The 21,618-nt window shown below is 56.9% G+C and carries 21 protein-coding genes and 1 pseudogene; 11 read left to right on the top strand and 11 right to left on the bottom strand.

Annotation, left to right across the window (positions count from 1 at the left end; translation table 11 throughout):
* Positions 1–84: 84 nt before the first annotated feature.
* Positions 85–163 (bottom strand): annotated as a pseudogene (locus Electrica_RS28635) (integrase); the annotation flags it as partial.
* Entirely contained in the window at positions 153–506 is a 354-nt protein-coding gene (locus Electrica_RS05390) for a helix-turn-helix domain-containing protein (protein WP_141963803.1), read from the bottom strand. The pseudogene Electrica_RS28635 and the gene Electrica_RS05390, both read right to left, overlap by 11 nt.
* A gap of 333 nt (positions 507–839) precedes the next feature.
* On the opposite strand from Electrica_RS05390, the gene Electrica_RS05385 reads away from it, so the two are divergent.
* Entirely contained in the window at positions 840–2,015 is a 1,176-nt protein-coding gene (locus tag Electrica_RS05385) for an efflux RND transporter periplasmic adaptor subunit (RefSeq protein WP_131048874.1), read from the top strand.
* A 24-nt stretch (positions 2,016–2,039) separates the two neighbouring features.
* Positions 2,040–5,192, top strand: coding sequence for a multidrug efflux RND transporter permease subunit OqxB (gene oqxB, locus Electrica_RS05380; protein ID WP_141963801.1), 3,153 nt, complete (start codon positions 2,040–2,042; stop codon positions 5,190–5,192).
* An 856-nt stretch (positions 5,193–6,048) separates the two neighbouring features.
* On the opposite strand, the gene Electrica_RS05375 is transcribed toward oqxB, so the two are convergent.
* From Electrica_RS05375 to Electrica_RS05365, 3 genes are all read right to left on the bottom strand, one after another.
* On the bottom strand, positions 6,049–6,525 hold the full coding sequence (locus Electrica_RS05375; RefSeq protein ID WP_100685849.1) for an RrF2 family transcriptional regulator: 477 nt from the start codon (positions 6,523–6,525) through the stop codon (positions 6,049–6,051).
* 185 nt (positions 6,526–6,710) lie between these two features.
* The gene (locus Electrica_RS05370) at positions 6,711–7,058 is read right to left on the bottom strand and encodes a DUF6404 family protein (RefSeq protein ID WP_141963800.1); all 348 of its coding nucleotides are present in this window, start codon (positions 7,056–7,058) and stop codon (positions 6,711–6,713) included.
* Between the two features lie 127 nt (positions 7,059–7,185).
* On the bottom strand, positions 7,186–8,097 hold the full coding sequence (locus Electrica_RS05365; protein ID WP_100685847.1) for a LysR family transcriptional regulator: 912 nt from the start codon (positions 8,095–8,097) through the stop codon (positions 7,186–7,188).
* A gap of 112 nt (positions 8,098–8,209) precedes the next feature.
* Between Electrica_RS05365 and speB (Electrica_RS05360) the strand changes: the two genes are divergently transcribed.
* From speB (Electrica_RS05360) to Electrica_RS05325, 8 genes are all read left to right on the top strand, one after another.
* Positions 8,210–9,160: an agmatinase gene (gene speB / locus Electrica_RS05360; RefSeq protein ID WP_141963799.1), complete on the top strand. Its 951-nt coding sequence runs from the start codon at positions 8,210–8,212 to the stop codon at positions 9,158–9,160.
* Between the two features lie 12 nt (positions 9,161–9,172).
* On the top strand, positions 9,173–10,036 hold the full coding sequence (locus tag Electrica_RS05355) for a sugar phosphate isomerase/epimerase family protein (protein WP_131048878.1): 864 nt from the start codon (positions 9,173–9,175) through the stop codon (positions 10,034–10,036).
* Positions 10,033–11,109 (top strand): isopenicillin N synthase family dioxygenase, encoded by a 1,077-nt coding sequence (locus tag Electrica_RS05350; RefSeq protein ID WP_141963798.1) that lies wholly within the window; start codon positions 10,033–10,035, stop codon positions 11,107–11,109. The genes Electrica_RS05355 and Electrica_RS05350 overlap by 4 nt, the downstream gene beginning before the upstream one ends.
* Positions 11,110–11,118: 9 nt before the next feature.
* On the top strand, positions 11,119–11,922 hold the full coding sequence (locus tag Electrica_RS05345) for an ABC transporter substrate-binding protein (RefSeq protein ID WP_131048880.1): 804 nt from the start codon (positions 11,119–11,121) through the stop codon (positions 11,920–11,922).
* Positions 11,923–11,955: 33 nt separating this feature from the next.
* Positions 11,956–13,476 (top strand): amino acid ABC transporter permease/ATP-binding protein, encoded by a 1,521-nt coding sequence (locus Electrica_RS05340; protein ID WP_141963796.1) that lies wholly within the window; start codon positions 11,956–11,958, stop codon positions 13,474–13,476.
* Positions 13,477–14,205 carry a class II aldolase/adducin family protein gene (locus tag Electrica_RS05335; RefSeq protein WP_100685841.1) on the top strand — a complete coding sequence of 243 codons (729 nt, stop codon included), beginning with the start codon at positions 13,477–13,479 and terminating at the stop codon, positions 14,203–14,205.
* A 5-nt stretch (positions 14,206–14,210) separates the two neighbouring features.
* A complete protein-coding gene (locus tag Electrica_RS05330) occupies positions 14,211–15,143 on the top strand; it encodes a 2-hydroxyacid dehydrogenase (protein ID WP_131048882.1) in 933 nt (310 codons plus the stop codon).
* Positions 15,144–15,229: 86 nt separating this feature from the next.
* The gene (locus Electrica_RS05325) at positions 15,230–16,024 is read left to right on the top strand and encodes an SDR family NAD(P)-dependent oxidoreductase (RefSeq protein WP_131048883.1); all 795 of its coding nucleotides are present in this window, start codon (positions 15,230–15,232) and stop codon (positions 16,022–16,024) included.
* Positions 16,025–16,046: 22 nt separating this feature from the next.
* On the opposite strand, the gene Electrica_RS05320 is transcribed toward Electrica_RS05325, so the two are convergent.
* The 6 genes from Electrica_RS05320 to speB (Electrica_RS05295) all read right to left on the bottom strand — a co-directional run bounded on the left by Electrica_RS05320 (position 16,047) and on the right by speB (Electrica_RS05295) (position 20,552).
* Positions 16,047–16,373 carry a DNA-binding protein gene (locus tag Electrica_RS05320; RefSeq protein WP_131048884.1) on the bottom strand — a complete coding sequence of 109 codons (327 nt, stop codon included), beginning with the start codon at positions 16,371–16,373 and terminating at the stop codon, positions 16,047–16,049.
* 50 nt (positions 16,374–16,423) lie between these two features.
* On the bottom strand, positions 16,424–16,879 hold the full coding sequence (locus Electrica_RS05315; protein ID WP_004866667.1) for a PTS sugar transporter subunit IIA: 456 nt from the start codon (positions 16,877–16,879) through the stop codon (positions 16,424–16,426).
* Positions 16,876–18,240, bottom strand: coding sequence for a PTS galactitol transporter subunit IIC (locus tag Electrica_RS05310; RefSeq protein ID WP_141963794.1), 1,365 nt, complete (start codon positions 18,238–18,240; stop codon positions 16,876–16,878). Before Electrica_RS05310 ends, Electrica_RS05315 begins: the two co-directional genes overlap by 4 nt.
* Positions 18,241–18,243: 3 nt before the next feature.
* Complete coding sequence (locus Electrica_RS05305; protein ID WP_032696809.1) at positions 18,244–18,525, bottom strand: PTS sugar transporter subunit IIB; 282 nt, start codon at positions 18,523–18,525, stop codon at positions 18,244–18,246.
* A 223-nt stretch (positions 18,526–18,748) separates the two neighbouring features.
* Positions 18,749–19,567 (bottom strand): ABC transporter substrate-binding protein, encoded by an 819-nt coding sequence (locus Electrica_RS05300; RefSeq protein WP_141963793.1) that lies wholly within the window; start codon positions 19,565–19,567, stop codon positions 18,749–18,751.
* A gap of 13 nt (positions 19,568–19,580) precedes the next feature.
* A complete protein-coding gene (gene speB / locus Electrica_RS05295; RefSeq protein WP_131048887.1) occupies positions 19,581–20,552 on the bottom strand; it encodes an agmatinase in 972 nt (323 codons plus the stop codon).
* 135 nt (positions 20,553–20,687) lie between these two features.
* Here speB (Electrica_RS05295) and Electrica_RS05290 point away from each other — a divergent pair, with 135 nt between their 5' ends.
* The gene (locus Electrica_RS05290; protein ID WP_004866683.1) at positions 20,688–21,590 is read left to right on the top strand and encodes a LysR family transcriptional regulator; all 903 of its coding nucleotides are present in this window, start codon (positions 20,688–20,690) and stop codon (positions 21,588–21,590) included.
* The last annotated feature ends 28 nt before the right edge of the window (positions 21,591–21,618 follow it).

The raw sequence follows: 21,618 nt of genomic DNA, 5'->3' as shown, positions 1-21,618 counted from the left end.
ACAGTAACGTTCATTGCGCTCGCCACGAAATCACGCCAAAAGGCGTGTTACTTCGTAGAATGCTTCATTCTAAGCACACCCGTTTTAGTTCCACGCACTTTTTGAGATCTGCCATCAGCCGGTATTCCTCCGGCGTCAGGTTATTCAGGGATTCATGTGGAACGCTGGCACGATGCAGCCGTCCCCATGCTGCGGCGCCAGACTCCCGGCGCCTGGCCATACTGGCGCTTGAAACTGCGATTGAAGGATTGCTGAGAGTCGAAACCCAGCGCGATGGCCACGTTGAGGATCGGCTCGTCGCTGAGGGTTAAGCGCTCAAGCGATTTTTGCAGCTTCCGGGCGCGGATGTATTCGCCGATGGGGTGGCCGGTATGTTCTTTGAATATCCGCTGAAGATGCCACTTCGAATAGCCTGCCCGCCGGGAGACCGTGTCAATATCGAGGCGGCTTTCAAGGTTATTATCAATCCAGTCAAGTAAATCGTGTACAAAAGCGCCAGTGTTCATATCGGGTTCCCCTGGGCTGTTAATAAAAGTATCTTTATCTATTGCATTTAAAAGTGACCTGCTTTGGCATAAATTGCAAGTTTTATTGTTACATTAAAATCCCTGCCTGAAATGTGTCTTTTTCGCTCAACGGAAACAGCACATAAAGTGCAACAATTATTCTTGCACTTAGTTAAGCGCCTTCCTACAATCGCCGCGATAGTGTATTCGCAACTGTTACAGTTTTGTGGCGATGAACGGCACAAATGGCCTTAAGCCAGCCCGGGCACAGGAAGTTGCGCAGCGTCCTTCGCTGCGTCTTGCCCGGCGGCAACAATTACCGGAATAAAAATAATGAGCCTGAAAAAAACCTGGGTTAACTTTTATCTACGCGGACTGGGGAGCGCAGTCATCGCCATGCTGCTTGCCAGCTGCGATAACAGCGCGGCGCAAAACGCCGCACCGCAGGCCCCTGCCGTCAGCGCCGCTGACGTAGTGGTGAAATCCATTAGCCAGTGGGACAGCTTTAACGGCCGAATTGAAGCGGTAGAAAGCGTTCAGCTCCGCCCACGCGTCTCCGGCTACATTGAAAAAGTGAACTACACCGACGGCCAGGAAGTGAAAAAGGGCGAGGTGCTATTCACTATCGATGACAGAACCTATCGCGCCGCCCTCGAGCAGGCGCAGGCAACGCTGGCAAGAGCCAAAACACAGGCCAGCCTGGCGCGCAGCGAGGCCAGCCGTACCGACAAATTAATCAACAGCAACGTGGTATCCCGTGAAGAGTGGGAGCAGCGCCGTTCCGCCGCGACCCAGGCGCAGGCCGACATCCAGGCTGCACAGGCCGCCGTGGATGCCGCTCAGCTTAACCTTGACTTCACCAAAGTGACCGCCCCTATCGATGGTCGCGCCAGCCGCGCGCTGATCACCAGCGGTAACCTGGTGACCGCGGGTGACAGTGCCAGCGTGCTGACAACGGTGGTCTCGCAGAAGACGGTCTACGTCTATTTTGATGTCGATGAATCAACCTATCTTCACTATCAAAACCTCGCCCGCAGCGGCCAGGGGGCGGCCAGCAATCATCTTGCGCTGCCGGTTGAGATGGGTCTTGTCGGTGAGGACGGCTATCCCCATCAGGGAAAAGTGGATTTCCTCGATAATCAGCTAACGCCGAGCACCGGCACTATCCGTATGCGCGCGCTGCTGGATAACAGCCAGCGTCAGTTCATACCGGGCCTGTTTGCCCGCGTGCGCCTGCCGGGCAGCGCCGAATTCCAGGCCACGCTAATCGACGACAAAGCGGTACTGACCGATCAGGACCGCAAATACGTTTATATCGTTGATAAAGAGGGTAAAGCGCAGCGCCGCGATATCAAGCCGGGTCGCCTGGCCGCCGGTTTACGCATCGTCCAGCAGGGGCTGAATCCTGGCGATAAAGTCATCGTCGAAGGATTACAAAAAGTGTTTATGCCCGGAATGCCGGTTAACGCGAAAACCGTGGCGATGACCGCCAGCACTGCCCTCAATTGATCCCTTGACCTGAGAATCCGACGCATGGACTTTTCCCGCTTTTTTATCGACAGGCCGATTTTTGCCGCGGTGCTGTCGATTTTGATTTTTATTACCGGGCTCATCGCCATCCCGCTGCTACCGGTCAGCGAATACCCTGACGTGGTGCCGCCGAGTGTGCAGGTACGCGCGGAGTATCCGGGTGCCAACCCGAAAGTAATCGCCGAGACCGTGGCGACGCCGCTGGAAGAAGCGATCAACGGCGTCGAAAACATGATGTACATGAAGTCCGTCGCCGGCTCCGACGGCGTACTGGTTACCACCGTCACCTTCCGCCCGGGCACCGACCCCGATCAGGCGCAGGTTCAGGTACAAAACCGGGTATCACAGGCCGAAGCGCGTCTGCCGGAAGATGTACGCCGTCTGGGGATCACTACCCAGAAACAGTCGCCGACGCTCACCCTGGTGGTGCATCTGTTTTCGCCCAACGGTAAATACGATTCGCTGTATATGCGTAACTACGCCACCTTAAAAGTGAAGGATGAACTGGCGCGCCTGCCCGGCGTCGGCCAAATCCAGATTTTTGGTGCCGGCGAATACGCCATGCGAATCTGGCTGGATCCGAATAAGGTCGCCGCACGTGGGTTGACCGCCTCCGATGTGGTGACGGCGATGCAGGAGCAAAACGTGCAGGTCTCCGCCGGGCAGCTTGGCGCCGAGCCGCTGCCGAAAGAGAGCGACTTCCTGATCTCGATTAACGCCCAGGGTCGTCTGCACACGGAAGAAGAGTTCGGCAATATCATTCTCAAAACGGCCCAGGATGGTTCGCTGGTCCGTCTGCGCGACGTGGCGCGCATCGAAATGGGGTCGGGCAGCTACGCGCTGCGTTCCCAGCTTAACAATAAAGATGCGGTCGGGATCGGCATCTTCCAGTCGCCGGGGGCCAACGCCATTGATTTGTCGAATGCGGTACGCGCCAAAATGGACGAACTGTCCACGCGTTTCCCGGAAGACATGAAGTGGGCCGCCCCTTACGACCCCACCGTTTTTGTGCGCGACTCCATTCGCGCGGTGGTGCAAACCCTGCTCGAAGCGGTAGTGCTGGTAGTACTGGTGGTGATCCTGTTCCTGCAAACCTGGCGCGCATCGATTATTCCGCTGATTGCCGTACCGGTCTCGGTGGTGGGGACGTTCGGTATTCTCTACCTGCTTGGCTTCTCGCTTAACACCCTGAGCCTGTTCGGCCTGGTCCTCGCCATTGGGATCGTGGTGGACGACGCGATTGTGGTGGTGGAAAACGTCGAGCGCAATATCGAGGAGGGGCTCGCCCCTCTGCAGGCGGCGCACCAGGCGATGCGTGAAGTGTCCGGGCCGATTATCGCTATCGCCCTGGTGCTGTGCGCAGTATTCGTGCCGATGGCCTTCCTCTCCGGCGTAACCGGGCAGTTCTATAAACAGTTTGCGGTGACGATCGCGATTTCGACGGTGATCTCGGCCATCAACTCGCTGACCCTCTCCCCGGCGCTGGCAGCCCTGTTGCTGAAGCCGCACGGCGCGCCGAGAGACCTCCCGACCCGGCTTATCGATCGCCTGTTCGGCTGGCTGTTCCGTCCGTTCAACCGCTTCTTCCATCGCAGCTCGCACGGTTACCAGGGGCTGGTTGGCAAAACGCTCGGACGACGTGGCGCCGTGTTTATTGTTTACCTGCTGCTGCTCGGCGCCGCCGGCGTGATGTTTAAAGCCGTGCCGGGCGGGTTTATTCCCACCCAGGATAAGCTCTACCTGATAGGCGGCGTGAAAATGCCGGAAGGTTCTTCGCTGGCCCGCACCGACGCGGTCATCCGTAAGATGAGCGAAATCGGGATGAACACTGAAGGCGTGGATTATGCGGTGGCGTTTCCGGGGCTTAACGCGCTGCAATTCACCAATACGCCGAACACCGGCACGGTATTTTTTGGCCTGAAGCCGTTCGATCAGCGTAAACATTCCGCAGCGGAAATTAACGCCGAGATCAATGCCAAAATCGCGCAAATCCAGCAAGGCTTTGGCTTCTCTATCCTGCCGCCGCCGATTCTCGGCCTCGGCCAGGGTTCCGGTTACTCGCTGTATATTCAGGATCGAGGGGGCTTAGGCTATGGCGCGCTGCAAACGGCGGTGAATACCCTGTCCGGAGCGATCATGCAGACACCGGGGATGCATTTCCCTATTTCAGCCTATCAGGCAAACGTACCGCAGCTGGATGTGCAGGTCGATCGCGACAAGGCGAAAGCGCAGGGCGTCTCGCTGACCGATCTGTTCGGTACGCTGCAAACCTACCTGGGCTCTTCCTATGTGAACGACTTTAACCAGTTCGGCCGAACCTGGCGCGTCATGGCGCAGGCCGACGGGCCGTTCCGCGACAGCGTGGAGGATATTGCTAATCTGCGCACCCGGAATAACCAGGGTGAAATGGTGCCGATCGGCAGTATGGTCAATATCAGCACGACCTACGGGCCGGATCCGGTGATCCGCTACAACGGCTATCCGGCGGCGGATCTGATCGGCGACGCCGATCCTCGGGTGCTCTCTTCCGCTCAGGCGATGAGCAAACTGGCCGCCATGTCCGGCCAGCTGTTGCCGAACGGCATGAACATCGAATGGACGGATCTGAGCTTCCAGCAGGCCACCCAGGGCAACACCGCGCTGATTGTCTTCCCGGTGGCGGTACTGCTGGCGTTCCTGGTGCTGGCGGCGCTGTATGAAAGCTGGACGCTGCCGCTGGCGGTGATCCTCATCGTTCCGATGACGCTGCTCTCCGCCCTGTTTGGCGTCTGGCTCACCGGCGGCGACAACAACGTCTTCGTACAGGTTGGACTGGTGGTGTTAATGGGGTTGGCCTGTAAAAATGCGATCCTGATCGTCGAGTTTGCTCGCGAGCTGGAAATTCAGGGGAAAGGGATCATGGAAGCGGCGCTGGAAGCCTGTCACCTGCGTCTGCGTCCGATCGTGATGACCTCCATTGCCTTTATTGCCGGGACAATTCCGCTGATCCTCGGCCACGGCGCGGGCGCGGAAGTGCGCGGCGTCACCGGGATTACGGTGTTCTCCGGGATGCTGGGCGTGACGCTGTTTGGTCTGTTCCTGACACCTGTGTTCTACGTCACGCTGCGTAAGCTGGTCACCCGCGGCAAACCGGCACCAGAAGCGCTGCCTGAATAGGCAGCTGCCGACAACAAAAAACCGCCTTCTGCTTGAAGGCGGAAACGAATGACAAACCGCTTTTGAACATTGCTCCCGCGTTTTGCCGGGTGGCGGCTGACGCCTGACCCGGCCTACAAAACCCACACTATCAAGCAATAACACAAGCTCTGTTGGCCAACAAAACCCGCACTACCACGGATGGCACAAGCTCTGTAGGCCCGCGCAAGCGAAGCGCCGCCGGGCAATGCAAGACGCTTGCGCTTTGCCAACAGCCTGCGCCTTCGGTATGAAGATGGACATTGGGGGCAAAGCGGTTTTGAACATCGCACCCGCGTTTTGCCGGGTGGCGGCTGACGCCTGACCCGGCCTACAAAACCCGTACCATCAAGCAATGACACAACCTCTGTTGGCCAACAAAACCCACACTATCAAGCAACGACACAAGCTCTGTTGGCCAATAAAACCCGTACCATCAAGCAATGACGCAATTTCTGTTGGCCAACAAAACCCATGCGACCAAGGATGGCACAAGCTCTGTAGGCCCGCGCAAGCGAAGCGCCGCCGGGCAATGTAAGACGCTTGCGCTTTGCCAACAGCCTGCGCCTTCGGTATGAAGATGGACATTGGGGGCAAAGCGGTTTTGAACATCGCACCCGCGTTTTGCCGGGTGGCGGCTGACGCCTGACCCGGCCTACAAAACCCACACTATCAAGCAATAACACAAGCTCTGTTGGCCAACAAAACCCGCACTACCAGGGATGGCACAATCTCTGTAGGCCCGCGCAAGCGAAGCGCCGCCGGGCAATGTAAGAAACTCGCGTTTATCAACAAGCGACGCCTTCTGAGTGAAGGCGTTTTTACGCTGACGGCAGGATTAATGCGCTTTTTTCAGAGTATCCAGTTCCGGTAGCAGATCGCAGCCGCTGGTATCGCCTTTTTTGACCTTTTCCAGCGCGCTTGCCACGGTATGGCGGGCTAATACATCCAGAGAAGCCTGCTCTGCTTCGTCGGCGATAGACTTGAAGTACCAGCAGGCGTTGGCGCTGACCACGCAGCGGGCCGGCACATCGGGCCGCGACGCCCACAGCTTTTTATCTTCAATCACCGACACGTAGATATCACGCAGGGTGATGCTCTCCGCCGGGCGACCAAGGTGAATGGAACCGTTACGTCCCAGCGTGGAGACAATAATACCGTCACGGGTGAGCGGCACCATTAATTTGCGGATAAAGCTCGGGTTGGCTTCCAGTCCGTAGGCCAGAATCGCACTCGTCGAACGTTGACCCAACTGCTCCGCCATCGCTACGCTGAGAACCATCTGCAAAGCTGTCGGGAAGCGATAATCTAACATTTTATCTTCCTGGGTTGCGGTGAATCTTGTTCTTTTTGGCACCGCAGAGGTGAATAAGCAATGAACAACAATATAACAAATACGGTCATTTTTTTGAAGCAATCTACGCGCTACCCGTTGCCTAAAAGACACTTTCCGCACCACACCTGTCGCCATCCAGGGTATTTAACCGCCCACGTTTATCGCTACAGACGATCCCAGTCCGGCAGCTTGTTGGCGCGCTTACGCCAGACATGAAACAGCGCCATAAAAAAGCCGAATAAGACCCCGGCGGTCGCGCTGGCGAACAGCGCGCCTGAGGCGCTATAGCCTTCACTTTGCCAGGTGCTGAACCACATAAAAACGCCCCATAAAGGGCCAAACCAGACGGCGAAAAACAGCATATTGAGCCAGAACGGGGCAAACGGCGGCGGCGGCATTTTACCTCCGGCTTTCCAGAAAAGACGCAGCAGCGGAGGCGCATAGTTGCTCCGCCACATCTTTTTCTCTTCCATCAGCGCAAGCGCTTTTTTCTTCTTCTCTTCAAATGCCATCGTTCAGCTCCTTCCTCTGGAGATAAATAATGCCTGTTAAGGGTGTTCAATATTCAGCCACAGGCGCGGAAAAACGGCAATACCCAACATTTGCCGCGCTGCGCTCCGGGGGCGCCAGACTCCCCCCTCAATAGTTCCACTTCGGCCTGGCCACCGTATTCTTCTTCAGCAAATTGCGAAACTCTTTCAGATATGGCTCGTTACTGCGCCCGCGTTTGCAGATCGCCGAAAACGGCGACTGAAAGCCAAATTCATTAGGCAGTAACACCCGCAGCCGGTTCTCTTTGATCCACGGCCAGGCGTAATGCTCAGGGAGATAGCCGATATATTTCCCTGAGAGAATCAGCAGCAGCTGCGCATCGACGGTTTCCACGGTGGCGCTGCCTTTATTGAAACCGCGCCGACGCAGATCGCTGGTATTCCAGTAGCTGCGGGTCACCAGCGGACACTGGCTGATATGCTCTTTATCAAGCTGGCGGCTGAAAAACATCGGATGAAGATCGCTGCAGTAGAGCCAGTGCTGCTCGCGATAGAGCGGCTCGCTGATAATGTTATGCACCTGGGAGTTGTAGCTGCCGATCGCCAAATCGATATGGTTGTTCAGCACGCCGTTCAGCTGCTCCGCCGGGGTGCGGATAATCAGCTTGATATGCACATGGGGGAACTTATCGCTGAAGCTACGCAGGACCACCGGCAGCGACAGCGCGGTTTCAGTTTCAATCGAGTCCAGCGTTGAGATACAAATCGTGCCGCTGTGCTCGCCTTTCAGCAGCGCCGACTGGCGCTCCAGCTCGTTCAGCTCGCTCAGCACCCGAATCGCCTGCTGTAAAAACTGCTGCCCTTTCTCGGTCAGCGCAAAGCCGCCGCGCCCGCGCTGGCACAGGCTGAACCCCAGTTGCCCTTCCAGCTGAGACATCGCGTTGCTGATTGCCGATACCGAAATACCCAGCTCCTGCTGGGCTCTGTTATAGCTTTCCAGGCGCGCCACCGCCTCAAAAACCTGCAGCTGTCGAATGTTGAGACTGCCGTCGTTGAGCATGATTAGTTCACCAATAAATGAACTAAGTATTTACGCCAGACGATGTAAAGTCCAGCTCATCTTTCGCACTATCTCTCTGTCGAGTATTGGTGTGTCAGATTCAGGAGCTGCAATGGATAACGTCTTTCATCAACCGCAGGGTGGCAACGAGATGCCACGTTTTGGCGGCCGCGCAACGATGATGCGCCTGCCGTTTATTGAAAATTTACAGGGACTTGATGCGGCATTCGTCGGCATCCCATTAGACATCGGTACTTCTCAGCGATCCGGCACCCGCTACGGGCCGCGCTATATCCGCGCCGAATCGGTGATGATTCGCCCCTATAACATGGCAACCGGGGCGGCACCTTTCGAATCGCTGTCGGTGGCCGACATTGGCGACGTACCGATAAATACCTACAACCTGCTCAAATCGGTGCAGATTATCGAGGATTACTACACGGATTTTAATAGTTTCCCGCTAATCCCGCTGACCCTAGGCGGAGATCACACCATCACCCTGCCGATCCTGCGCGCCCTGACAAAAAAACATGGTCCGGTTGGCCTGATTCATGTCGATGCGCATACCGATACCAATGATGAAATGTTCGGGGAAAAAATCGCCCACGGCACCACCTTCCGCCGCGCCGTAGAAGAGGGTCTGCTGGATCTCAAACGGGTAGTGCAGATTGGTCAGCGAGCCCAGGGTTACGCCGCCGGCGACTTCCAGTGGGGCGTTGACCAGGGTTTTCGTCTGGTACAGGCGGAGCAGTGCTGGCACAAGTCTCTCGCCCCGCTGATGGCTGAAGTCCGCCAGCAGATGGGCAATGGCCCGGTCTATCTCAGCTTCGATATCGACAGCCTCGACCCTATCTGGGCGCCCGGTACCGGCACGCCAGAAGTTGGCGGCCTGACATCTATTCAGGCACTGGAAATCGTCCGCGGCTGCCGCGGCCTGAACCTGATTGGCTGCGATCTGGTCGAGGTCTCGCCGCCTTACGACATCAGCGGCAACACCTCCCAGTTGGCGGCAAACCTGCTGTACGAAATGCTCTGCGTCCTGCCCGGCGTGAAATATCCATAGGGGATTCGGCTCATGCAACTCACGGTTTTTCGTACGCTTTGGGGCGTCACCACCCCGTGGCAGCAAACGGTCAGCGAGCTGAAAAGCGTCGGCTGCGGCGGCATCGAAGCACGCGTACCGCTGACCCCGGAAGAGCAGCAGACGCTGGCCCGACGCCTGCAGGAATCGGCGCTGGAGTATATCGCTATCGTGTTCAGCGGCGGTGGCGTGATCCCCGCTCAGGCCGACACGCCCCGGCAGCATCTTGAACGCCTGAAAGGTCGTTTTGATGACGCCAAAGCGCTGAACCCGCGCTTCGTTAATCTGCTGGCCGGTAACGACCGCTGGCCGCTGGCGCAGCAGGTGGATTTCCTCGGCAAGGCCCACGAACTGGCGGCGGCCTATGAGCTGACCTGCAGCTTTGAGACCCATCGCGCCACCTCGCTGTATAGCCCGTGGCTGACTCTCGAGATTATCCAGCAGCTGCCGCAGTTGCGGTTTACCGCCGACATCAGCCACTGGCTTGTGGTGAGCGAGCGTCTGCTGGATGACCCCTGCGATGATTTCAGCGCGTTTATCGACCGCGTACACCACATTCAGGCCCGCGCCGGTTACGACCAGGGGCCGCAGGTGCCCCATCCGGCGGCCCCGGAATATCAGGCTGCGCTGCAGTTTCAGCAGCGTTTCTGGCAGCAAATCTGGCACTCGCAGCGCCGACGCGGGTATCAGCACACCACGCTGACGCCCGAGTTCGGCCCCGATGGCTATCTGCATCATCTACCGTTCACCAACGTCCCGGTGGCCGACCTGTGGTCGCTGAATGCGTGGATGGCTACACATGAACAGCAGCATTTTGCCGAGTTTTTATCGTTAACCGAAAAGGAACTGCAGAAATGAGCGTTGCGAAAAATTCTTTCACTGAATTACCGACCATCGATATTGGCGACCTGAGCAGCAGCAGTCTGGCAAAGCGCCAGGCCGTCGCCGATGCGATTGGCAAAGCGGCACGCGAAGTCGGCTTTTTCTATATCACCGGTCACGGTATTGCCCCTGAACTGATCGCTGGCATCCGCGCGGCGGCCAAAACGCTCTTCGCCCTGCCGATGGAACAAAAGATGCAGTACTACATTGGCCATTCGCGCAGCCATAAAGGCTACGTCCCCGAAGGCGAAGAGATTTACGGCTCCGGCAAACCGGACCATAAAGAGGCGTTCGATATTGGTTTCCAGGCGGCGGACGACCATCCGTTTGTGCTGGCCGGCACGCCGCTGATTGGTGCCAACGAGTGGCCGGAACTGGCGGAATTTCAATCCCGGGTACTGGCCTACTATGACGCGGTTTTCGCCCTCGGCCATCGCCTGTTTGACGCCTTCGCCCTCGCCCTTGGCCTGCAGGAAGGATATTTCAAGGCGCTGGTGACCTGCCCGCCGTCCAAGCTGCGCCTGATTCACTACCCCTTTGATGCCAGCGCCGAGGATGTTCCCGGTATTGGTGCACACACCGATTACGAGTGCTTCACCCTGCTGCTCGCCGACCAGCCGGGCCTGGAAGTGCTGAACGAAGAAAGCGTCTGGATCGATGCGCCGCCGGTGAAGAGCGCCGCCGGTGAAGAGGCTTTCGTGATCAATATCGGCGACATGCTGGAAGTATTAAGCGCTGGCACATTTGTTGCTACAGCCCACCGTGTTCGCAAGGTACCGCAGGAACGCTACTCCTTCCCGCTGTTCTTCGCCTGCGATTACCACACGCTGATCCGGCCGTTGCCCAATTTTTTAGCCGCCGGAGAAGCCAGCGACTACCAGGAATTAAGCATTGGCGAGCATATGTGGAGCCAGGCGCTGCAAACCTATCGCTACCTGCGTGAGAAAGTCACCCGCGGCGAACTACAGCTTCCGGAGCGCGCCCGCGGCACCCACACCTTTGGTCACCTGAAGAAACAAGCACAGCAAAAAACCGTTAATAACCCGTGAGGATACATGATGAAAAAAACCCTTAAGACGCTCTCGCGCCGTGTGGCTTTGGGCATCGCCGTCGCCGCTTGCTTTTCTCCGCTGACCCAGGCAGCTGAACTGCTGACCGATGGCGTCTTCAAAGTCGGCATGGAGGTCACCTATCCGCCGTTTGAATCCTATGACAGCAACAACAACATCGTTGGCCTCGATCCGGAGTTTGCCGCGCTGATTGCCGAACAGCTAAAAGCGAAGCCGCAGCTGATCGACACCAAATTCACCAGTCTGATTTTAGGCATCGGCAAGAAATATGACGCGGTGATATCCGGCATGTACGTCACGCCGGAGCGCCTGAAACAGGCCGATGCGATCCCTTACGCCCTGTCCGGCGCGTCGATCATTGCCCTCAAGAGCAGCACGATTCAACCCAAAACGGAAGACGAGCTCTGCGGCGTCAAGGTGGGACTGCAACAGGGCACCGCCTGGGTCGCCAGCCTGAAAAATCACTCCGATGAGTATTGCCTGAAGAACGGCAAGCCGGCGATCGGCATTCAGGAGTTCCCGACGGCGCCGGAAGCCTCGCAGGCCCTGCTATCGAAAAACATTAACGCGCAGTTAGAAATCGCCCCGGCGGCGCAAATCATTGTCGATAAGAGTCGTGGTCGCCTGGCTATCAGCTCCACGCGGCTGGTCTACCCGTTGCCGCTGGGTATTTATATTGCGAAAGGAAATAACGAACTGGCGGCCGCCATTAAATCAACATTAGCCACCTTAAAAGCCAATGGAAAATATGACGCCATTATCAAGAAATACAATTTAGAGCGCATCGATTAAATACAATAAAGCACATGAGCAACAGGAGTTAGTATGGAGTTCGATTGGGGATACTTTTTCTCATTATTTAGCGTTGGGGCATTCTGGCAGGCGTGTGTCACCGTCATTGTCGTCAGCTCATTGTCCTGGTTTATTGGCCTGGTGTTAGGATTTTTGTTAGCCTGCGCGAAACTCTCCGGCCCGCGCTGGTTAAAGGTTCCCGTCGAACTCTATATTTGGTTTTTCCGCAGCGTGCCGTTAATGGTGCTGCTGGTCTTTGTCTATAACCTGCCGCAGCTCTTCCCGGCCACGCAGCCGCTGCTCGGTATTCCGTTTATTGCCGGATTAGTGTCGATGACCGTGACCGAAGCCGCCTATATGGCGGAAATCCATCGCGGCGGATTAATGTCGGTAGCGAAAGGACAAAGCGAAGCCGGCCACGCATTAAGTTTCAGCTTTATTGGCATTCAGCGCTTAATTATTATTCCGCAGGCGTTTCGTATTTCGTTACCTACGCTGATTAATGAATACATTACGATTATTAAGCTCAGCTCAATATTATCGGTTATTTCACTTCCGGAGCTGCTGCTCACCGGCCAACGCCTGTATGCGCAAAACTTCCTCGTCATGGAGACGCTGCTGGCGGTCGCGGTCTACTACGTCATGGTGGTGACGGTCTTCACCTGGCTGTTCCGGGCGCTGGAGAATATGCTGGATATTCAGCAAAAGCGCCCGCAGACCTTCAACGACGCCGAGTGTGAAGCCCTGCGTCAATCGCTGAAGGCACCGCAGCCTACGGCAAAAGCCGAACCCACCAGCGGCAGCCCGCCGGCGCTCGATCTGCGCGCCATCGAGAAATCCTGGGGCCAGCATCAGGTACTGAAAGGTATCGACCTGAAAGTCGAAAACGGTCAGGTCATCAGCATTATCGGGCCGTCGGGGTCCGGTAAAACCACCCTTATCCGCACCATTAACGCGCTGGAAAGCATCGATGCCGGGGAGATCGTGCTCTATGGCGAAGATTACCTTAAGGGGGCGGCAATCGTGGATAAACCGCAGATGCGCGCCGGCGTGCGGCGTATCGGCATGGTTTTCCAGAGTTTCAATCTGTTTCCTCACCGCACGGTGCTCGATAACGTCATGCTCGCCCCGCTGTATCACAAGCTGGTTGAGCCGCAGGCGGCCAGAGAGCAGGCCCTCTATCTACTGGATCGCGTCGGCCTGCTGGCCCATGCCGAAAAATACCCCTGGCAGCTTTCCGGCGGCCAGCAGCAGCGCGTCGCCATCGCCAGGGCGCTGGCGTTAAAACCGGACATCATGTTGTTTGACGAACCCACCTCGGCGCTGGATCCCGAGTTGGTAGGGGAAGTGCTGAAGGTGATTCAGTCTCTTGCCCGCGAAGGGATGACGATGCTGATCGTCACCCATGAGATGGACTTCGCTTTATCCATCTCTGACCGGGTGGTGATGATGGAAAACGGCGTCGTGGCGAGCGATGTGCCTCCACAGCGCATCCGCAACGGCGCGGCAGACCCGGCGCTGAGCCGCATACGTGAATTTATGGGAGTGCAATAAATGACGACTGAACGTGAACTACGCCAGGATCTGGCTGCCGCCTACCGGCTTGCGGCGCTGTTTGGCTGGGAAGATACGCTGTATACCCACTTTTCCGTGCGCCTGCCGGGCGACGGCGAGCCGCGGTTTCTGATTAACCCGTTCGGCATGATGTTCGATGAGGTGACGGCGAGTAATCTCATCGTCGTCGATATGCAGGGAAAGGTCGTGGAGGGCCACGCTCCGGCCAACTCGGCCGGCTTTACCATCCACAGCGCGGTACATATGGCGCGGGAAGATGCGCATTGCGTCATCCATACCCATACGCTGCCGGGCATGGCGGTCGCCGCCTGTGAGCAGGGATTGTTACAGCTTAACCAGATCAGCACCGAGTTTTATCAGCGCGTCGGCTACCACCCGTATGAGGGCGTCGCCTTTGACCTCGACGAGCGCGAGCGAATCCAGCGTTCGCTCGGAAATCATATCGCCATGATTTTGCAAAGCCACGGCCTGCTGTCGGTGGGGCGCACCGTCGCCGATGCGTTTTACATCATGTACTACCTCAACCGCGCCTGCGAAATTCAAATGGCCTGCGCACAGCTCGCTCCGCTCAGCGCCATCCACACCATTCCTGCGCACCTGAGCCAGCACGCCTGCGAACAGCTGATGGGCGTGGAACATGAACGCCAACTGGTCTGGCAGGCGTGGTTGCGCCGCCTGAACCGTCTCGACACTTCTTACAAAGACTAACGCCTATGCCAAACCTGACTATCGTTGTCGATTGCAATGACCAGAACTATGCCCGCGAGATTTGCGAAGCGCTGCAGCTGTTCCCGGACGTAACCGCGGTCCTGCCCGAACATCCGGCGGCACGCAGCGCAGAATATGCCAGCTGTTGGTTTCCCGATGCCAGCCTGCTGACCCGTTCGCCGGCGTTAAAATTAATTCAGGCCGCCTCGGCCGGGGTAGACCATCTCCCCGATAACCTGTTCGCCAGTTCTGTTCCGCTGTGCCGGGTGGTAGATGAGGATTTCCGCCACGGGATGTTCGAGTACGCGCTGTGGGGCGTGCTGTGGTTCCAGCGCAGTTTCGATCGCGCGCTGACGCACCAGCGTGAGCGCGTATGGAAGATTTATCCGCAGCGGGCCGCCGCCGACTTTCGTATTGGCGTGATGGGACTTGGCGAAATCGGCGGCTACATCGCCACCCGCCTCGCCGGGCTGGGGTATCACGTTTCCGGCTGGGCGCGCAGTGAGAAACAGCTCCCCGGCGTCCGGTGCTATCACGGCGATGCGCAGGCCGGTGAATTTTTTGCTGAGCTGGATGCGCTGATCAACGTTCTGCCGCTCACCGAACAGACCCGTGGTATTCTCGCCCAGCCGCTGCTCGACCAGCTTCCCACAGGCGCCGTGTTAATCAACTGCGGACGCGGCGAACATATGGTGAATCACGATATTCTGCAGGCGCTGGATAGCGGTCGACTGGCGGGCGCGGTGCTGGATGTCTTCCCCGTCGAACCCCTGCCGCAGGATGACCCGCTCTGGCAGCATCCGCAGGTGGTCATCACCCCCCATATGGCCTCGATCGCCCCGGCGCAGGTGATTGCCCGCCAGCTGCTGGAGAACATTCACCGCCAGCAACGCGCGCTGCCGCTGCACAATCTGGTGGATAAACAGCGGGGCTATTAACCCCTGCGCTGCCGATTCCCCGCCCGGCATCCGCCATCAGCTGCTACGCTTAATGGTCTGTCTGACAACACATTAAGGCCGGAGTTATGAAAATTGATCTTTCGGGGAAAGTTGCGCTGGTGACCGCATCCACGGCCGGGATTGGCTTTGCTATCGCCAAAGGGCTGGCGGCCAGCGGCGCGGAGGTGGTGGTGAACGGGCGCAGCGAGCGTAGCGTCAACGAGGCCATCGCCCGTCTGCAAAACGAGGTACCCGGCGCCAGACCGCGCGCCGCCGTTGCCGACCTCAGCGACGCCGAAGGGGTCGCGCAGCTCCTGCACGCGGTAAACGGCGTCGATATCCTGGTCAATAACGCCGGGATTTATGGCCCGCTGGATTTCTACGACACCGACGATGCCATCTGGGAAAACTACTGGCAGACCAACGTCATGTCCGGCGTACGGCTGTCGCGTGCGCTGCTGCCGGCGATGGTGCAAAAAGGCTGGGGCCGGGTGGTGTTTATCTCTTCGGAGTCGGCGCGCAACATTCCGGCGGACATGATCCACTACGGCGTGACCAAAACCGCTCAGCTGTCGCTGGCGCGCGGGCTGGCGAAATTTGTAGCCGGTAGCGGCGTGACGGTGAACAGCGTGTTGCCCGGCCCGACGATTTCCGATGGTTTTGCCGAAATGATGAAAGACGAGGTGGCGAAAACCGGTAAACCGCTGGATCAGCTCGCCAAAGAGTTTGTGCTGGCCCATCGTCCCAGCTCGGTTATTCAGCGGGCGGCATCGGTTGATGAAGTGGCGAATATGGTGGTGTACGTCTGCTCAACTCAGGCCTCCGCCACCTCCGGCGCGGCGCTGCGCGTCGATGGCGGCGTGGTAGATGATATTGTCTGACCGCTTAGCGCCCGCCCGCTGACTAGCGGCCGGGCTTTTTGGCCGGCTCGTTAACCGACGTCATTTCGAACTGACCTTCAGGGTCCATGGCGTTGACCGCCTTTTGCAGTTCCGCGAGGGCAAACTTGAGGGAAGCCACCTCCTCCCGTAGCGCCTGCATCTCCTGCTCTTGCGTGGTGCTGCGGCTGGTTTTTGGAAAGGCTTCAAACACATCCTCTTCAAGGAACATACGAACCTGGCGGTTATCAACATTCACCAGCTGATACTTCAGCCGGCCGCTGTTGATCGCGTTATAGATAGTCTTGCGACTGACCATCGCTAACTCTATGACGTCGCTGATTCGTAACATCTTGCCCCTCTCCGCTTCCGGCCTCACCGTCTGGCGCCCATCATTTTATCTTACTGCGTGACGACGGCATCGGTGAACACTTTTGCAATCTCCTCTGGCGTCATTTTAACGATATCGTTAACGCGATCGCGATCGGCTAATAATGCGAATAAGGATTGAATAATTGCCACTTTTTCGCAAGTTTTATCAATGGCCATCATGACCACGATCTCCGGCACCACCCTCTCTTCCGGCTCATCGGTACGGTGAAACGCCACGCCGGCCCGATTGATACCGATGGCAAACCCGGTGTGGTTAACATGCTCAAACTCGGTATGCGGAATGGCGACGCTGTGGGTCTCCATAAAGATCCCCGTCGGATAGCGCTCCTCACGAGCGAGCACGCCGTCGGTGAAACTCGGTTTTACCAGACCATCCGCCAGCAGACTTTGGGCAAGGCGGGTCAGTAAGGCCGTCCGACTCACGGCCTCGTTAAATGTCACCACTCGCTGAGCGCTAAACATCATTTTCCTGCCTCCGTCGCCGCTTCTGCCGGCTGTTCATTTTCCTGGGCCAGTTTGCGGCGATTCCACAACACCAGCGCGAGGGTGCACAGGGTCAGAATCCCGACGCCAATCTCTTTGAGGTGGAAGCTCTGGATAATCGCCCACGGCAACATGGCCCCGGCATAATCCACGCTACTGATACTGGTGGTGCCCTGCGGCAGCGAGAAGCCGGTGCTGACCGCGGTGCTGGTGACAATCGGCGCCAGGTTGGTACCAATCAGCAGCGCCAGGCTCAGGGTTAACAGCCCGGTCAGCAGCGTGCGGAACATATCGCCGCGGCATACCGCCGTTACCAGAACAAAGGCAAAGGGTAAACCAGTTAATGACGCAAAAGGCAGGAACTGGTTGCCGGGAATGATGGCCGCGAGAACCAGCATCACCGGAATCATCAGCATCGAAACGGACAGCGTGACCGGATGCCCGACGCTGACGGCAGAGTCCAGACCAATGGCAATTTTACCGAACGATCCGGCTCGTGACTGGGCAATTTCCTGAATACGCTCACTGATCGGATAGACCCCTTCCATCAGCATCTTCGCCATCCGCGGAATAATGGTCATCACCGCCGCCATGGTAATCGCAGTTTGCAAAATAGCCTTGACTTCAATGCCGGAAATAATGCCGAGCAGCGCGCCGATAATAGCCCCGAGGGAAGCCGGGTCGCCGAGAATAGATAATCTCCGCTGAATCACTTCCGTATCAATTTTAATATCACGTACCACCGGAATACGGTCGACAATAGCATTCACCAGCCATGCCGCCGGAACAAATGAAGCGGAGAAACCGTGTGGCACCGAAATAGAGGGCAGATTTAAATATTTTTCAACATCGCCGCTGGTACGGTCGGCAATCACCATCGTAATAATGCAGTTAATCCCGGCGGCAAATATCCCCAGCCACAGGCTATCGGTAATAATCGTCACCAGTGAGCCGGTAAACGCGTGATGCCACAGGTTCCAGATATCGACGTTCAACACCCGGGTGGTTTTGGTGTACAGCATCAGCACGTTAATCGCCACGCACACCGGAATCACCAGCGCTCCGACGCGCGTCCCCATCGCCACCGCCGCTGCCGCGGGCCAGCCCACATCCAGCACGTTCAGATTCAGACCGAAACGCTCTACCAGCGCGTGGCTGACGGGCGTCAGAGAATCGATCATCAGGTTCACCGTAATGCTTAAGCCGATAAACCCGATCCCCACCATTAAGCCCGCTTTCAGGGCTTTACTGAGGGACAGACGTAATAATAGACCGAGGAGCATAAATATCAGCGGCATCATCACCGATGCGCCTAAACCCACGATGTAATCAACAATAAACATAGCTTAACCCTCGGCGAGAATTAATTCTTTCACGCTGTTGAACACTTTATCGGTACCCATGCCGGTTAATAGCGGCAGAGCGTTAATGACCGGAACGGACAGCGCAACGGGCGACGTCGAGACGATAAAATCGACATCGTCACGGGTTTTGGCTTCCGCGACGGTACCTTGTGAAATACGAACCTTATCGAGGATATTTTCTTTTTTCAGGAAGTCCTGCAGTTTATTTAAGGCGACGGTGCTGGTCGCTACGCCAGCGCCGCAGCAAATCATCATGTGTTTCATATGAATTCCTCTCTGTTTTGGTGAGGGGAATTAAAACATGCGGAGGGGAGAGGAATTGTGATCAGTGTGTAATTTTACACACTGAATACACAAAGGAGGGTAAAAAGACAGTAATCAATTGATAAATATGAGAATTAAGTTTTATCTGAACGATAATCAGGCAAAAACCGTGATATTAATCTCATTAAATGGCTCGTTCATCACAACATTTCCGCTTTTCATCTCAGGGCTGCGGCGCGTTATCCGTAATACCGTAGGCGGCATATTTCTGCAGCAAAGTATGATATTCCCCGTTGTCACGCAGCGTTTTCAATGCCGAAGTCAGCTGCTGCGCCAGCGCCGTGTTGCCTTTGCGAACGTAAATCCCCAGCGTTTGCGGGTAAATCGTCTGCGGGGAACTCACCTTCAGGCGGCCTTTACTACGCTGGGTAAACAGGCTGACCACGCCAGCGATATCCACCTGGGCCTGAATATTTCCGGAGAGCAGCGCCTGCAGCGTCTCCGGCGAGGTCGGGAACTCTTTAATCTCAATAGCCCCTTTGCCCTGCTGCTGGCAATCGCCTGCCGAAAGCGCCTGCAGCTTTTTCACCCATGAAGTCCCCTGCTGTAGTCCGACGGTTAGCCCACAGAGATCGTGTTCCGTTTGCGGTGCCACGGGACTGTCGCTGCGCACCATAATATAGGCCCCGGTGTTGGCGTACGGGATAGCATCCGCCTGACGGGTACGTTCCTCGGTGATATAGAGCGCCGAGATCACCGCATCCTGGCGCCCGCCGCTCAGACCAAGGATCAGGCTGCTGAATTTCGTATCCACCAGCTGGAGCGTTAAGCCTGTTTGCTGGCTGAGCAGCGCCGCCAGTTCGGCATGGAACCCCACGATGGCGTCATCCTGCCAGGATTCAAATGGCGGGTAGGCCACTTCCATAGCTATTTTTATTTTTCCCGGTGAGAGAGTGGCATCGGTCGCATTGGCCGCCGATGCCAGCCCCAACGCCAGTCCCAGCGTGGTCGCAAGATAACCTAATGAGAGACATTTTTTCATCAGTTGGCTCCGGTTAAGCAGAAATACGCCGATGATGAGCATCGGCAAGCTGGCAAAGCAGTTCGAACATCAGGGTCGCGCCGGTCAGGCTGGTGAGATTGCCCTGGTCAAACGGCGGCGACACCTCCACCAGGTCGGCACCAATCAGGTTCAACCCGGCAAGCTGGCGGAGACAATGCTGCGCCTGCAAGGTGGTCATACCGCCAATTTCCGGCGTTCCGGTGCCGGGGGCATAGACCGGATCCAGCACGTCGATATCAAAGCTGATGTAGGTGGGCTGGTCGCCGACAATCTCCCGCGCCCGCTGCATCACCCGCTCGACGCCCAGTTCATTGACCAGCTCCATACGGATAATCGTGATGCCGTTTTCCTCCGCCCAGCGGTGTTCATCCGCGGAGAACAGCGCGCCGCGAATACCGATTTGCACCGTGCGTCTCGGGTCGAGAACCCCCTCTTCCACGGCGCGGCGAAACGGGGTGCCGTGGGTAAAGCGCTCACCGCCAAAATAGCTGTCGTTGGTGTCCGAATGGGCATCAAAATGGATCATGCCCAGCGGCTTATTCCGTCCTAGCGCCCGCAAAATCGGCAAGGTGGTGAGATGGTCGCCCCCCGCGGTTAACGGCATTACCTGCTGCTGATTAAGGGCGTGATACCAGGCCTCAATGCGCGCCAGGCTATCCTGCATATCCACGGGATTAATTCGCACATCGCCCAGATCGCCCACCCGCGCATAATCGTAGGGAGAGCGGCGGGTCACCGGGTGGATCCGGCGCACCAGGCTGGAGGCATTGCGCAGTTCGCGCGGCCCGTGGCGTGTGCCGGCACGGTTAGTGGTTCCGCCATCCCACGGCACCCCCACCACGCTGATATCCAGTTCGCTGGTCTGCGGGGCAAAAGGAAGACGGAAAAAGGTCGGTAATCCGCTGAAGCGCGGAATTTCACCATCCTGCGGCTGCGGGTACTCATGTTCAGTTGCGGATGTCATTGCAGTTTATCCATGGCTTATCGGGGCGATAAAGAGATACTGCGGAACGTAGTACAGAGAAAAAATAGTCAAAGCCAAAAAATTAGTTTAGAAAAATAAAAACAAAACCCGGGACTTACAGTGGAGTATTCCCCTATGTCAGTGGGCAAATTTCCTAATCTGCGCCTGTTACACGTTTTTATCACCGTCGCAAAATATCAGGGCTACGCCAACGCCCAGCAGGAGCTTAACCTGACGGTTTCGGCCATCAGCAACTATATGAGTGAGCTTGAAGAGAAGCTGGGAATCATTCTGTGTCGCCGTGGCAGAGGCGGATTCTCGCTGACGGAAAAAGGGGAAACCGTTCTTCAGCAAAGTATCGATTTGCTAAATTCGCTGGAGGATTTCGAACGCAATACGGCCACTCTGCGGGGCGAGCAAACCGGGATCTTTAATCTTGGCGTCATCGATTCTACGATTACCGATCCGATGCTGCCCATGAGCGATATTATTGCGACATTCAGCGAACGCTTCCCGCGGGTACAGATAAACCTGCAGGTCAGAAGTCCGAACGCGCTTTTACAGGGCGTGTTGAATAACGAACTGGATCTCGCCGTCGGGACCTTCTCACTTCAGGCCAACAGCGTGATTTCTCATCCGCTCTATCGCGAACAAAACTGGCTCTACTGCGGCGATAAGCACCCGCTCTTTACCGTTAAACATCTGACGGAAGCGCTGATTTCGCCGATGCGGATGGTCACCCGCAGCTACTGGAGCAGCAGTGATTTGGGGCGTAAAGGCTTTAAGCAGAGCGAAGCCAGCGCCGAAAGTATGGAAGCACAGCTGATGCTCATCTTGTCCGGCAAATATATCGGCTATCTGCCGGAGCACTATGCGCTGCCGTGGGTACAAGCGCAAAAGCTGCGCGCCCTGCTGCCGACAGAATATGGCTACCAGGCTCCCTTTTCGCTGATCTTTCGCCGCGGGCGCAGCAAAGAGACGTTAATTCGCGCGATGCGGGATACCGTCCGCGCTCGCGTGAAAGGGCGAAAAGGCTAAAGGCCGCAGGGCGGAAAAATCTGACGCT

It is taken from the genome of Klebsiella electrica (assembly GCF_006711645.1).
GTDB classification, from domain to species: domain Bacteria; phylum Pseudomonadota; class Gammaproteobacteria; order Enterobacterales; family Enterobacteriaceae; genus Klebsiella; species Klebsiella electrica.
Note: the sequence above shows the minus strand (reverse complement) of the source record. Positions and strands in the feature narration are given on the sequence as shown.

What these genes read in the sequence shown, in the direction of transcription:
- Electrica_RS05390 (WP_141963803.1), bottom strand. Translation starts at nt 506, where the DNA reads ATGAACACTGGCGCTTTTGTACACGATTTACTTGACTGGATTGATAAT.
- Electrica_RS05385 (WP_131048874.1), top strand. Translation starts at nt 840, where the DNA reads ATGAGCCTGAAAAAAACCTGGGTTAACTTTTATCTACGCGGACTGGGG.
- oqxB (WP_141963801.1), top strand. Translation starts at nt 2,040, where the DNA reads ATGGACTTTTCCCGCTTTTTTATCGACAGGCCGATTTTTGCCGCGGTG.
- Electrica_RS05375 (WP_100685849.1), bottom strand. Translation starts at nt 6,525, where the DNA reads ATGTTAGATTATCGCTTCCCGACAGCTTTGCAGATGGTTCTCAGCGTA.
- Electrica_RS05370 (WP_141963800.1), bottom strand. Translation starts at nt 7,058, where the DNA reads ATGGCATTTGAAGAGAAGAAGAAAAAAGCGCTTGCGCTGATGGAAGAG.
- Electrica_RS05365 (WP_100685847.1), bottom strand. Translation starts at nt 8,097, where the DNA reads ATGCTCAACGACGGCAGTCTCAACATTCGACAGCTGCAGGTTTTTGAG.
- speB (WP_141963799.1), top strand. Translation starts at nt 8,210, where the DNA reads ATGGATAACGTCTTTCATCAACCGCAGGGTGGCAACGAGATGCCACGT.
- Electrica_RS05355 (WP_131048878.1), top strand. Translation starts at nt 9,173, where the DNA reads ATGCAACTCACGGTTTTTCGTACGCTTTGGGGCGTCACCACCCCGTGG.
- Electrica_RS05350 (WP_141963798.1), top strand. Translation starts at nt 10,033, where the DNA reads ATGAGCGTTGCGAAAAATTCTTTCACTGAATTACCGACCATCGATATT.
- Electrica_RS05345 (WP_131048880.1), top strand. Translation starts at nt 11,119, where the DNA reads ATGAAAAAAACCCTTAAGACGCTCTCGCGCCGTGTGGCTTTGGGCATC.
- Electrica_RS05340 (WP_141963796.1), top strand. Translation starts at nt 11,956, where the DNA reads ATGGAGTTCGATTGGGGATACTTTTTCTCATTATTTAGCGTTGGGGCA.
- Electrica_RS05335 (WP_100685841.1), top strand. Translation starts at nt 13,477, where the DNA reads ATGACGACTGAACGTGAACTACGCCAGGATCTGGCTGCCGCCTACCGG.
- Electrica_RS05330 (WP_131048882.1), top strand. Translation starts at nt 14,211, where the DNA reads ATGCCAAACCTGACTATCGTTGTCGATTGCAATGACCAGAACTATGCC.
- Electrica_RS05325 (WP_131048883.1), top strand. Translation starts at nt 15,230, where the DNA reads ATGAAAATTGATCTTTCGGGGAAAGTTGCGCTGGTGACCGCATCCACG.
- Electrica_RS05320 (WP_131048884.1), bottom strand. Translation starts at nt 16,373, where the DNA reads ATGTTACGAATCAGCGACGTCATAGAGTTAGCGATGGTCAGTCGCAAG.
- Electrica_RS05315 (WP_004866667.1), bottom strand. Translation starts at nt 16,879, where the DNA reads ATGATGTTTAGCGCTCAGCGAGTGGTGACATTTAACGAGGCCGTGAGT.
- Electrica_RS05310 (WP_141963794.1), bottom strand. Translation starts at nt 18,240, where the DNA reads ATGTTTATTGTTGATTACATCGTGGGTTTAGGCGCATCGGTGATGATG.
- Electrica_RS05305 (WP_032696809.1), bottom strand. Translation starts at nt 18,525, where the DNA reads ATGAAACACATGATGATTTGCTGCGGCGCTGGCGTAGCGACCAGCACC.
- Electrica_RS05300 (WP_141963793.1), bottom strand. Translation starts at nt 19,567, where the DNA reads ATGAAAAAATGTCTCTCATTAGGTTATCTTGCGACCACGCTGGGACTG.
- speB (WP_131048887.1), bottom strand. Translation starts at nt 20,552, where the DNA reads ATGACATCCGCAACTGAACATGAGTACCCGCAGCCGCAGGATGGTGAA.
- Electrica_RS05290 (WP_004866683.1), top strand. Translation starts at nt 20,688, where the DNA reads ATGTCAGTGGGCAAATTTCCTAATCTGCGCCTGTTACACGTTTTTATC.